The organism is Gallaecimonas aegicerasi (assembly GCF_045291545.1).
In the GTDB taxonomy this organism is placed as follows: Bacteria; Pseudomonadota; Gammaproteobacteria; order Enterobacterales; family Gallaecimonadaceae; genus Gallaecimonas.
The window spans coordinates 2,690,897-2,702,762 of sequence record NZ_CP149514.1; the positions used below are offsets into that span (position 1 = coordinate 2,690,897).

An 11,866-nucleotide genomic window follows, 5' to 3' on the forward strand; every position below is an offset into this window, starting at 1 on the left:
CTCTGTTTCACCAGAGTAACAACTTGATACAAAAACGTTTTTTCAATAGGGCAGGCGACTGGCCGGCGTTCACTTTTTATACAGAAATGTGAGATGGGTCACATCAGGCAGCATCGGGGTTAGTTTGCACCATGCTAGCCGCCAGTTCTGCTGTTTCGACACTGCCAAAAGAACCTTCCATCAGCCGCTCCAGGAGGAATTTTCTGTCCAGCATGCAGCCCGCCTTGAGGTGATCCAGCTGCGCCATCACCGTGGTGATTTCATCCAGAAAGGTCTTCAGCAGCTTCGGCATATACTGGCGGCTTTGGTATAGAGCATAAAGATCAGCGCCTTCGAGCTGCCATTCCGGCAGTACCTGCACCAGCTGCCCCTCATTGATGTATGGCAGGGCCAGGAACAAGGGTAAAAAGCCAACACCGGCGCCGGCCACCAGCGCTTCCCGGGCAAAGGTCACGTTATTACAATGCAAGCGCCCTTTCGGTTGGTAGCTCACCTTCTCTTTGCCGCGCGTAAACTGCCACTGCTCAGAAACCCCGCCAGTGACTTTCAGCAACAGGTTCTCGCAATTGGCCAGGTCGTCCGGGTGCTTGAGCGGGCCGACTTTTGCCAGATATTCCGGGGTGGCAACCAGCACCTTGCTGCTGCCATTAAGACGCCGGGCAATGAGGCTGGAGTCTTGTCCCAGGCCAACCTGAATATGCACATCCACCCCTTCTTGCACCATATCAACGCGGCGGTTGGTCAGTTCGGCGTCGATGGTGACATCCGGGTATTTTTGTACAAAATGACCGAGAAAACGGCCCATCAGCAGCTGCCCCAACTCAATGGGCATGACCACTTTCAGCTTGCCACGAACCTGCTCAGCCCGGGTGGTTACCAGTGCCTGAGCATCGTCCAGATCAGCCATGATCCGCGAGCAGCGCTCAAAAAAAACGTGGCCGGTTTCGGTCAGATTAAGCTGACGGGTAGTGCGGTTCAGCAAACGTACGCCGAGCCGTTCTTCCAGGTCAGCAATTTTGCGGCTGACCGTTGCCTTGGTCATACCCAGCCGCTCACCGGCGGCAGTAAAGCTGCCGACCTCAACCACTTTGGTAAACACCTGAACTTCATTCAGATCCATACAGACCTCCAAAGCAAACGCTAATAGTTTCAAAGAAGAAACAGTAAGTATTTAAATCAACCAATGACAAAAATAATGCAACAACACTAAAATGTCGAGTTCATTGTCGGAGGTCGCATGTCGAAACGTTTTATTTTTCTTGTGTTATTGGTGCTGGTTGCCGTGGCAGGAGGTGCCTGGTGGTGGCACCTGCAAGGCCGTGAAAGTACCAATAATGCTTATGTCAAAGCCGATATCCTGCCGGTAATGAGCCGCATTAATGGCACTGTCAGTAAAATCCTGGTGGCCGACAATGCCCAAATCACAAAAGGCCAGCCGTTACTGCAACTGGATGCCAGTGATGCCAAGGTAGCCGTCAGCAAAGCCACAGCGGAGCTGACCAAAGCCCAGGCGGTACTGGCACACCTGGTAGACCGCGAACAGGCCCAGCTAGCGCTGGTCAGTGCTGCCAAGGCCAGTAGCAAAGCCGCCGCCGCAGAGCTGCAACGGGCCGAGCAGCAATACCAGCGGCTGGCCAAGCTGTCTTCCAAGCAATATGTTTCCAAAGACGATCTGGATGCCGCCCAGCTGGCCCGCGATGCCGCTCAGGCCCGCCTGGCCCAGGCCCAGGCACAACATGCCTCGCAACAGGCTCAGCTGGCCGTCATTGAAGGGGAAAAACCGCAACTGCAGGCCCAAGTGGCTGCTGCCCAGGCCAGTGTTGAACAAGCCAAGCTGAACCTGTCTTACACCACCTTGTACGCTTCTCGCGCCGGGGAAATGACCAGCCGCCAGGTGCAGCTGGGGCAGTCGGTTGCCCCCGGAGCCCGGCTGATGAGCCTGGTGACCAAGCCGCTGTGGATTGACGCCAACTTTAAAGAAACGCAGGTTGCCGATATGGCCGTAGGGCAGGCGGTGAACATTACCGCCGACACCCTGCCGGGCAAAGTATTCAAGGGTCATGTGCAGAGTTTCGCCGGCGCCACCGGCTCTGAGTTCGCTCTGCTGCCACCGCAAAATGCCACCGGTAACTTCACCAAGGTGGTGCAGCGCCTGCCGGTGCGTATTGCCTTTGACCAAGGCCAGGATCTGCAGCCACTGCGGCCAGGTATGTCGGTGGTTGTCACCGTCTTTACGGAGTAATCATGGTCTCCCGGATCCCCAAGCACTGGCTGGCTATTCAAGGGGCGCTGATCGGCGCCTTTATGGCCATATTGGATATCCAGATCACCAACTCGTCGCTCAAGGAAATTCAGGGCGCGCTGGGCGCGACGCTGTCAGAGTCGTCGTGGATTGCCACCTCCTATCTGGTGGCCGAGATGATCGCCATTCCCTTGACCGGCTTCTTTGCCCGCTGGCTGTCGCCACGCCGTTACCTGTTATGGAATGTCGCCGGCTTTGTGTTGGCGTCACTGGCCTGTTCCTTTTCCTGGAACCTCGAATCGATGATCGTCTTTCGGGCCTTGCAGGGTTTTACCGGCGGCGCGCTGATCCCTATGGCTTTCACGCTGATCATGACCCTGCTGCCCAAGGAAAAGCAGCCGGTGGGCATGGCGTTGTTCGGTGTTACCGCCACCTTCGCGCCGTCCATTGGCCCGACCCTGGGTGGCTGGCTGACAGACACCTTCAGTTGGCACTACCTGTTTTACCTCAATATTTTGCCCGGCATTCTGGTGATGCTGTTACTGGCCATGGGGCTGGAGAAAAAAGAGCGGGACGACAGCCAGATCCAGAGCATCGACTTGTTTGGCATGTTGACCATGGCACTGGGCCTGGGGGCGCTGGAAGTGGTGCTGGAAGAAGGCTCCCGCGATGACTGGTTTGACGCCGAATACATCCGTTGGCTGGCGGCGCTGTCGGTGGTTAGCCTGATTTTCTTTGTACGCCGCCAGCTCACCGCCAAGGCGCCGTTGGTAAACCTGCGGTTGTTTAAAAACAGCGATTTTGCCAAGGCCTGCGCAGCTTATTTTGCCCTGGGTGCTGGGCTGTTCGGCTCGGTGTACATGGTGCCTTTGTATCTGGCACAAGTTCACGATTACAACGCCTTACAAATCGGCCTGGTACTGATGTGGGTTGGTTTTCCGCAGTTACCGCTGTTCCCGCTGATCCCCAAGCTGGTCAACAAGGTTGACCCGCGCTACCTGGTGTTTGCCGGTTTTGTGGGGATCGCCATCAGTATGTGGATGAACATCAATATGTCGGTGCTCTATGACGGTGCCTTCTTGATACCCGCGCTGCTGGTACGGGCCATGGCGCAGCCATTTATGATGGTGCCGCTGTCCATTATTGCCACCCAAAACCTGAATAAAGAGGATGCGCCCTCCGCATCAACCCTGCTGAACGTGATGCGTAACCTCGGCGGCGCCGTCGGTATTGCCATGCTGGCCACACTGCTGGATGTACGCACCCGCCACTATATCTGGCAAATCAAGGAAACCGTGGTTGCTGGCAGCCAGAACCTGACGCAGTGGCTACAGCATACCGGCCAGCTGCTGATCGCCCAGGGCGGCAATAGTAGCCAGGCATACGGCGTGTTGTTCCAGCAAATGCACAAACAGGCGGCCGTCATGGCTTATAACGATGGCTTTTTGTTGATGGGGGGGCTGCTGTTCATCGCCGCATTGGCAGTACTGGCCATTCGCCCGGCCCACAAAGCACAGGCCGCGGCGGCAGCTTCCGCCGAGCCAGCCAATTCCCCAACCGTGGCAAAAGAAGCCGCCTGAAGGCGGCTCTTTGACTGACTCTGGCTACCGGTAGTCGCGCTATCCTTGTCTAAGCCCACCAATCTGGGACACTGAAAAAAAAACGACAAGGATATGCTATGACACGTCTGCTCCCTGCTCTGGCCATTGCCGCCACGGTACTGGCCGGTTGCGCCAGCCACAAAGCGCCCACAGCCCCAGCGGCCAATGCCGGTGCCAGGCTCACCGCCCTGATGCAGCAATACACCCATGACGCCAACCAGTACGATGCCGACATCGCTGGCGCCAATAACCCGCGCCGTGGCGCTGGCCACTTGCAGGACATGTCAGACGCCGCCCTGGCTGCACGTAACCAGCACTGGCAGCAACTGCGCCAGCAAATTGCTGCCATCAGCAATGACCAGCTCAGCGACCAGCAACACATCGACAAAACCATGCTGTTGTACCAGCTGGATAACCGCATCGACAGTTATCACTTTGGCCAGCAATACATTCCGCTGACCTCCGAATACGGCTTTTGGGTGACGCTGGCCAACCTTAAAAGCGAACTGCGTTTCAAAGACCCTGCCGACTACGACCGCTATCTGACCGCCCTGGCGGATATTCCCCGCTACCTGGCGCAACAAACTGCGCTGATGCGCGAAGGCATGCAAAAGGGCATTACCCAGCCGAAAGCGGTGCTGGGCCTGGCTGCCGATAACATTGCCAAATACATTAATGCCGAGCAGTTTCTCAGCCCCTTTGACGCCCTACCCAAGGGTGACCCGCGCAAAGTCAAAGCCACCGTTCTGGTGAAAAAAGAGGTACTGCCGGCGCTGAGCCAGTTCCACGACTTTATGCTCAACACCTACATCCCCGGCGCCCGCACCAGCATTGGCATGTCGGCCATGCCCAACGGCCGGGCCTGGTATCAAAACCGTATCAAGCACTATGTCACCCTGGATATGAGCCCGGAACAAATTCACCAACTGGGCCTTCAGGAAATGGCGCGTATCCACCAGGAAATGGACGCCATCATTCATGATCAGCTGCACTTTAAAGGCAGCCTTCATGACTTTATGACCTTCCTGCGCACCGACCCGCAGTTCTACGCCAAAACCCCGCGGCAGCTGCTGATGGAAGCGGCCTACTACGCCAAGCGAGCCGATGAAATTCTGCCCCGTTACTTTGGCAAATTACCCCGTAAAACCTACGGCGTAGAGCCGGTGCCGGCCGACATCGCCGCCAACTACACCACCGGCCGCTACGCTGGCTCCGCCTCTGACGACCAGCCCGGCGAGTATTGGGTGAACACCTACAACCTGAAAGTACGGCCGCTATATGAACTGCCGGCGCTGACCCTGCACGAAGCCGTACCCGGCCACCACCTGCAAATCTCCCTGACCCAGGAACAAACCAGCCTGCCGCCGTTTCGCCGTAACGCTTACATCAGTGCCTTCGGTGAAGGTTGGGGCCTGTACAGCGAGCACCTGGGCATTGAAGCCGGTTACTACCGCACGCCTTATGAGCGCTTTGGCCAGCTGATCTTCGACGCCTGGCGCGCCGCCCGTCTGGTGGTAGACACCGGCATTCACTGGTACGGCTGGGACCGCGCCAAAGCCCTGAAATACATGGCAGACAATACCGGCCTGTCGCTGCACAACGTGCAAACCGAAACCGACCGCTACATCAGCTGGCCGGCGCAGGCGCTGTCTTACAAGATTGGCGAACTGACCATACTGCGGCTGCGCCACAAGGCAGAAAAGGCGCTGGGCAAGCACTTCGATATTCGCCGTTTCCACGACGCCCTGCTGGCTAACGGCTCCATCCCGCTCTCAACCCTGGAACGGGAAATGGACCGCTTTATTGCCAGCGAGCAACAACGGCTCAGCCAGCACTAAGCCCATAACAAAAAAGCGCCGCAAGGCGCTTTTTTTAGGTCATACGCCATCAAGGTAACACCCGCCTGACAACGTAAGTGCTGAGCTGCCAAGAGAAAAATAACTGCCCGAGGGCAAGGCGCACCGAGAGGGCCATTTTTGCCAATGGGTGTTCCAAGCTGTTAGGGTCAATGGACATTTTTCACAGGGAGTCTGCTGTATGTGGCAATCGGTGTTGGATGTGATCACCCTAACGGCTGCCATGGCTTGGCAGATGTTGTGGGGCCTTATTTTCGGTTTTACGCTGGCCGCGATCATCGATGCTGTGGTGTCCAAGGCCCAGCTGCAAAAGTTGTTGCCTGACCATTCCCCAAGTTCTCTAACCAAAGCCTCGTTGTTGGGCGCAGCTGCCTCGTCATGCTCCTATGCGGCGGTAGCCATGGCCCGCTCCCTGTTTCGTAAAGGGGGTGACTTCACGGCTGCCATGGCCTTTCAGTTTGCCGCCACCAACCTGGTGCTGGAACTGGGCGTACTGCTGGTACTGCTGATGGGCTGGTCTTTTGCCGGGGCCGAATTTATCGGTGGCCCCATCATGATTGTGGTAATGGCCCTGCTGCTGATTTTACTGGTGCCGCGTAACTGGATAGAAGCGGCGCGCGAGCAGGCCAAAAAAGGCCTGGCCGGAAAAATGGAAGGCCACGCCAATATGGCCACCATGGAAAAAGAGGGCAACTGGCGCCAGCGTTTAAGCTCAGCCAAAGGCTGGACCGCCATCAGCCACTACTTTGTGATGAACTGGGCCATGCTCTGGAAAGACATTGCTGTTGGCCTGGTGGTGTCAGGTTTGCTGGGTGCCTTGGTGCCCGCTAGCGTCTGGCAGGCGCTGTTTTTTACTCACGACCCGCTGCTTAATACCCTGATCGGGCCGCTGTTAGGGCCTCTGATTGCCCTGGCGTCTTTTACCTGCTCCATTGGTAACGTGCCGCTGGCAGCCGTGCTGTGGAATGGCGGCATCAGCTTCGGCGGTGTCGTCGCCTTCATTTTTGGCGATTTGATTATTCTGCCTATTTTGCTGATTTACCGAAAATACTACGGCTGGCGCATGGCCATGGTGCTGTTCGCGGTGTTTTATGTGGCCATGGTACTGGCTGCACTGGCGGTCGAACTGTTATTTGGCAGCGTCGGCTGGGTACCACACAGCCGTGAGCTGAGTGTCAGCCAGGCCAGTTTTTCCTGGAACTACACCACCTGGCTTAACCTGTTAGCACTGAGCCTCGCTGGCGTTTTGTACTGGCGCTACCGCCGCACCGGTGGCCCGGAAATGATGAAGAATATGGAGCAGGGTGAACACCACCACCATCATCACTGACCTTGGCCCATAAAAAAGCCGCCCCGATGGGCGGCTTTTTATTGCACAACACCTTTATTGGCTGACAGGCAGCACCTGAAAGCTCACTGCGCTGGGGTATTGCTCGGAATGGTAAATCTTGTGGGTGGCACGTACGAAGTCGCTTTTGTTGGCGGCAAAAATGTTCGGCACGTATTTTTGCGGGTTCAGATCCAAAAACGGGAACAGGCTACTTTGAATTTGCACTTCCAGGCGGTGGCCGCGCTTAATGGTGTGCAGAATGTCGTACAGATCAAACTGCACCTGCGTAGGCTTGCCGGGCACAAAGGGTTCCGGGTGGCTGAAGCTGTTGCGAAAACGGCCACGGATCACCCCCCAGCGCACCAATTCATGGCGATTACCGGTGGCGTCATCCTTCTTGCCGGTGTTCTCGTTAATACCGGGGAACACATCCACCAGCTTGACGATGATATCGGCAGCGCTTTGGTCGGTAGCAAACCACAGGTTTACCTTGACCTTACCGGCGATGGTCATATCGGCCTTGGCCACCTCGCTGTCAAAAACCAGTACATCCGGGCGACGCGCGGCAAAGCGCTGGTCTGAGGCCATATATTCTCTGGCCCAGCCACGGGTAATGGCGGTGCTTTGCGGTACCGGTTTGTTGGGGTCAGAGACATAGTCGCTAAAGCCGCCGTGGCTGTCTGGGTTCGCTTGCAGCTGTTCGTTACCGGCCAGATACAAGGTTTTACGCTGGGTGTGTTTGGGGGGCCAGTTGGCAAAGGTGCGCCAGCGGTTGGCGCCGGTTTCAAACACGGTGGCACGAGCCAGCTGCGGTTCTTTTTTGCCTTTGAGCACGTGCTCAAAGAAGGGGAACTGTACGTTGTCCTGGAACCACTTGCTGGTATCAAAGCCGAACTGAGCACTGCCCATGTGGGTGCCGTCGCCACGGTTCCACTGGCCGTGATACCAGGGGCCCATGACCAACCGCACGTTATCTTTTTTATTGTCATGGGACATGGTGGCATAGGTGGCCAGGGCGCCGTAGAGATCTTCGGTGTCGTACCAGCCGCCGACCACCAGCGTTTGCGGGCGGGTGTTGGTCAGGTGTGGCAAGACATTACGGGCCTGCCAGTAGGCGTCGTAATTAGGGTGAGCAATGATCTCATCCCAGAACGGTCGTTGGTGCTTGAAGTAGGTTTTATTGACGTTACTGAGTGGCCCCAATGCCTTGAAAAACTGGTAGCCGTCCGGCGTAGGCATTTTGTGGCCTTCTGGCCACACCGTCATGGTGCCGTCGCGGGGTTTGTCGAAGGTATCGAAGAACAAAAACGCCATCGGCGTTACGAAGGCGCCACGGCGGTGAAAATCATCAAAGAACCAGTTGGCAATGGGCGCCTGCGGCGAAATGGCTTTTAACGCCGGGTGCGCATGAATAGACGCTACCGAGGTGTAATAACCGGGGTAGGAAATGCCCCACATGCCGACTTTGCCATTGTTGTCAGGCAGGTGTTTTACCAGCCAGTCGATGGTGTCATAAGTGTCGGTTGCGTCATCGGTGGCGTTGCCGCCTTTACTGGCCGCATCCTGTGGCCGCATGTTGACGAAGTTACCCTCGGACATGAACTTGCCACGCACATCCTGGAACACAAAGATATAGCCGGCCTTTTCAAAGCTCTCACTGGGGCCAAGGCGCGTTTTGTAGTTACCGGCGCCATAAGGCGACACCTCATAAGGCGTACGCTGCAACAAAATGGGGTAAGTCTGCGTACGGTCGTAAGGAATGTAGACACTGGTAAAAAGCCGGGTACCGTCGCGCATGGGAATGCGGTATTCAAACTTGGCGTAATGGCTGCGAATGTAATCGGCGCGGGCCTTGTCAGCCTTGCTGTCAGCATGGGCGGCCGCCATGGCCAGCAGCCAGCCGGTTAGCAACAACAACAGTTTGCTTTTCATCGTCTTACAACCCTCTGTTAGCAATTCGTTCACCCTACGTTATTGCCCAAAGCAGCACCAGCAGGCTGCGACAAGCCGCCATCAATACTGGTCACAAGGTCACAAAAAAGCCCGCCGTAGCGGGCTTTTTTTCAGGGTTCGAAGCGGCTACTGAGGTAGCGGTTGATGTCGTCCGATTCGTACATCCACTGCTCGGAGCCATCGTCGTTACGGATATGCAGGCAAGGCACTTTTACCCGACCGCCACCGGCTTGCAGGGCCTGACGAGCTGCGTCGTCATGCTGGGCGTCGGCCAGCGCAATAGGCAGCGCCAGGCGGTGCATGTGCTTGCGTACCTTGATGCAGAACGGGCAGGTTTTGAAATGATACAGCGTTAGCTGGCGGCAGGCGGCGTCAACCTCGGCTTGCGCGGCGGCGCTACGGGTCAGGGCTTTGGGTTTGGACAGCGCCGCATAGGCGAGCATAAACGGGGTCAGGATCAGACGAACCAGCCTGAAAAACAGGCGAATCACAACACGCACGACAACTCCTCATGATGGTTGGCCGGACTTCAGCGGCAGCAGTCTAGCAGGCCTGACCTGCCACTGTCACAACTGGCTGCGCACCGGCAACCAGGCCAGCAGCCTGGCGGCTAGCCGTCGCCGTAGCGATGCTTGCGGCTCTACCGAGGTTGTTTCCACGCTTTCACCAACGCGCCGGCGCCACAGTAACGCACTGCCACTAAAATGCGGCATCCAGCTTTGTGCACCGCTCAGGTAGCGACCGGCCAGTGCGTCCAGCTCTCCGGCCAGTTGCGAGCTGTTAATCAGCAGCCCCATTTCGGTGTTGATGAAAATAGAACGGGGATCCAGGTTAAAGGTGCCAATGTAGAGTTTGTGGCTGTCATAGCTAATTACCTTGGCATGCAGACCAGAATGGCTGCCCGGCTCTTTGCCGCCAGGCAAAGCGGCATCAGCCGCCAGCTCATGCAAGGCCACGCCGGCACTGAGCAACGCCGGGCGCTGGGCGGCGTAACCGGTGTGGGCAATGACCACATCGTTGGCAGCCAGGCTGTTGGTCAGCACGCGAATACGCACTCCCTTGCCCGACAGCACTCCCATCAGGGCAATCAGCTCGTTGGCCGGTACCAGATAAGGGCTCAAGATCAGCATGTCCCGTTCGGTACTGCGGGCCAGCCGGCCCAGCTCGGTAGCGGTATGGGAGCCAGCACGGCGCTTGCGCCGCAACGGATGAATTTTCGAGGGTTGGTCAAACAATACCTGCGCATCACCGGCCAGCAGCGGGGCAGAGTGCAGCACTTCTCGCGGCAGGCGGCTTAACAATGCCCGGCATTGCGGTTGCTGCCAGAACTGGCGCAATGTCCGCAGGGCCTGTTTCACTTCAATTTTCAGGGGCATCAGGGCAATTAATCGCGACACCGGCACCGCCCACTGGGCGTTATAAAACAGGTCAAAGGCTTCCCCAACTTCGGTGGCTACCGGGCCAACCGCCATCACGTCGAGGTCGAAGAAGTTGCGCCGTGGATGCAGGCCAAAGTACTCGTCACCCACGTTACGACCGCCCAGTAATACCACTTCACCGTCGACGATCAGCGCTTTGTTATGCATGCGGTGATTGGCACGGGAAAAGTCCCATAGCCATTCCAGCGGCCGGGTAATTGGCGTTAACACCCGATTACCGAAGGGATTAAACAGGCGAATATGAATGTTGCTGTGGGCGTTGAGGCGGGCGATCAGCGGGTCATCGTCGGTGTGCACGTCATCGATCAGGAGCCGTACCCGCACCCCCCTGTCAGCGGCATTAAGTAATGCCGCCAGCAACAGCTTGCCGGAAGTATCAACCCGCCACTGATAATACTGGGCATCAATACTGACCTGCGCCGCCCGAATCAACTCCAGGCGCAGTGCCAGCGCTTCTTTGTTATCAGCTACCAGCCGCAGCCCCTGGCCCAGCCGTTGCTGCCAGGGGTGCTCCGGGTCGGCCGCCAGGCGCCGGGATGGTTCCCGGGCAAAACGCGGCACCCGGTTGGCGGCACCTGACACCAGCAGCGAGAGTGACGTCAGCCACCAGCGTATGCCGCTCATGGCGCTTTACCGCACTGGCTGATTGCTCGGCACACTGCCTGCTCCTGCAAGATAACTGGCAGGAGATATAACACAATTAACGGCTGGTTGCTGCCGCCTCAGCGCACCTGGCAGCTGGCCGTTAACTGGTCAGCCAGGATCAGCCGCAGCTGGTCGCCACTGTGCAAGGGGCCAACTCCAGCCGGAGTGCCGGTCAGTACCAGATCACCGGGACATAACGTGAAGGACTCACTGATATACGCCAGCAGCGCCGGGATCGGCATCAGCATGGCGCGGCTGTCACCATCCTGGCGCAGTTCCCCGTTTTGGTAGAGCTGAAAACGTAAGGGCAAATCGGTAAAGCGTGCCACCGGCACCAGCGGCGTGACCGGGCAGCTGCCATCGAAACTTTTCGCCCGCTCCCAGGGCTGGCCGGCACTTTTTAACTGCTGCTGCACATCGCGCAGGGTCAGATCGAGCGCCAAACCGATGCCCACAACGGCTTGCTGCGCCTGTTCGGTGCTGGCCTGGGTCAGTTGCTGGCCAATCAGTACCGCCAGCTCACACTCAAAATGCACCGCGCCACGGTCAGCAGGAATGCTGAAGCCGTCTTCCAGTTCACGCAGCGTCGTCGGTGGTTTGATAAACAGCAAAGGCTTGTCAGGTACGGCATTACCCAGCTCGCGGGCGTGCTCGGCATAGTTACGGCCAACACAGACAATTTTGCTGCAAGGCCACGGTAGCGGCGTTTGGTTATCCCACTTCACGTTTTTATCCTTTTCCCCAGTTATGGCAGGTGTATCGTCCCTGGCTGCCACAGGCAAGTTGCGCGCACCTCAGCG

9 protein-coding genes are annotated in these 11,866 nt (G+C 57.4%); 4 read left to right on the plus strand and 5 right to left on the minus strand.

Going from position 1 to position 11,866, the window contains the following annotated elements:
• Positions 1 to 103 precede the first annotated feature (103 nt).
• On the minus strand, positions 104 to 1,120 hold the full coding sequence (locus WDB70_RS13245) for a LysR family transcriptional regulator (RefSeq protein WP_406665112.1): 1,017 nt from the start codon (positions 1,118 to 1,120) through the stop codon (positions 104 to 106).
• A 117-nt stretch (positions 1,121 to 1,237) separates the two neighbouring features.
• Here WDB70_RS13245 and WDB70_RS13250 point away from each other — a divergent pair, with 117 nt between their 5' ends.
• The 4 genes from WDB70_RS13250 to WDB70_RS13265 all read left to right on the plus strand — a co-directional run bounded on the left by WDB70_RS13250 (position 1,238) and on the right by WDB70_RS13265 (position 7,029).
• A complete protein-coding gene (locus tag WDB70_RS13250) occupies positions 1,238 to 2,242 on the plus strand; it encodes an HlyD family secretion protein (RefSeq protein ID WP_406665114.1) in 1,005 nt (334 codons plus the stop codon).
• 2 nt (positions 2,243 to 2,244) lie between these two features.
• A complete protein-coding gene (locus WDB70_RS13255; protein WP_406665116.1) occupies positions 2,245 to 3,822 on the plus strand; it encodes a DHA2 family efflux MFS transporter permease subunit in 1,578 nt (525 codons plus the stop codon).
• Between the two features lie 98 nt (positions 3,823 to 3,920).
• On the plus strand, positions 3,921 to 5,681 hold the full coding sequence (locus WDB70_RS13260) for a DUF885 domain-containing protein (RefSeq protein WP_406665118.1): 1,761 nt from the start codon (positions 3,921 to 3,923) through the stop codon (positions 5,679 to 5,681).
• Positions 5,682 to 5,880: 199 nt separating this feature from the next.
• The gene (locus WDB70_RS13265; RefSeq protein WP_406665120.1) at positions 5,881 to 7,029 is read left to right on the plus strand and encodes a permease; all 1,149 of its coding nucleotides are present in this window, start codon (positions 5,881 to 5,883) and stop codon (positions 7,027 to 7,029) included.
• A gap of 54 nt (positions 7,030 to 7,083) precedes the next feature.
• Here WDB70_RS13265 and WDB70_RS13270 read toward each other — a convergent pair whose 3' ends face one another.
• The 4 genes from WDB70_RS13270 to WDB70_RS13285 form a co-directional block, all read right to left on the minus strand.
• Positions 7,084 to 8,961, minus strand: coding sequence for a CocE/NonD family hydrolase (locus WDB70_RS13270; protein WP_406665122.1), 1,878 nt, complete (start codon positions 8,959 to 8,961; stop codon positions 7,084 to 7,086).
• A 131-nt stretch (positions 8,962 to 9,092) separates the two neighbouring features.
• The gene (locus tag WDB70_RS13275; protein WP_406665124.1) at positions 9,093 to 9,482 is read right to left on the minus strand and encodes a glutaredoxin family protein; all 390 of its coding nucleotides are present in this window, start codon (positions 9,480 to 9,482) and stop codon (positions 9,093 to 9,095) included.
• A gap of 66 nt (positions 9,483 to 9,548) precedes the next feature.
• On the minus strand, positions 9,549 to 11,045 hold the full coding sequence (locus WDB70_RS13280; protein WP_406665126.1) for a phospholipase D family protein: 1,497 nt from the start codon (positions 11,043 to 11,045) through the stop codon (positions 9,549 to 9,551).
• A gap of 98 nt (positions 11,046 to 11,143) precedes the next feature.
• Positions 11,144 to 11,791 (minus strand): fumarylacetoacetate hydrolase family protein, encoded by a 648-nt coding sequence (locus WDB70_RS13285; RefSeq protein ID WP_406665128.1) that lies wholly within the window; start codon positions 11,789 to 11,791, stop codon positions 11,144 to 11,146.
• Positions 11,792 to 11,866: the final 75 nt, after the last annotated feature.

Excerpts from the sequence above, each read along its gene's own strand:
- WDB70_RS13245 (WP_406665112.1), bottom strand. The coding sequence starts at position 1,120 with ATGGATCTGAATGAAGTTCAGGTGTTTACCAAAGTGGTTGAGGTCGGC.
- WDB70_RS13250 (WP_406665114.1), top strand. The coding sequence starts at position 1,238 with ATGTCGAAACGTTTTATTTTTCTTGTGTTATTGGTGCTGGTTGCCGTG.
- WDB70_RS13255 (WP_406665116.1), top strand. The coding sequence starts at position 2,245 with ATGGTCTCCCGGATCCCCAAGCACTGGCTGGCTATTCAAGGGGCGCTG.
- WDB70_RS13260 (WP_406665118.1), top strand. The coding sequence starts at position 3,921 with ATGACACGTCTGCTCCCTGCTCTGGCCATTGCCGCCACGGTACTGGCC.
- WDB70_RS13265 (WP_406665120.1), top strand. The coding sequence starts at position 5,881 with ATGTGGCAATCGGTGTTGGATGTGATCACCCTAACGGCTGCCATGGCT.
- WDB70_RS13270 (WP_406665122.1), bottom strand. The coding sequence starts at position 8,961 with ATGAAAAGCAAACTGTTGTTGTTGCTAACCGGCTGGCTGCTGGCCATG.
- WDB70_RS13280 (WP_406665126.1), bottom strand. The coding sequence starts at position 11,045 with ATGAGCGGCATACGCTGGTGGCTGACGTCACTCTCGCTGCTGGTGTCA.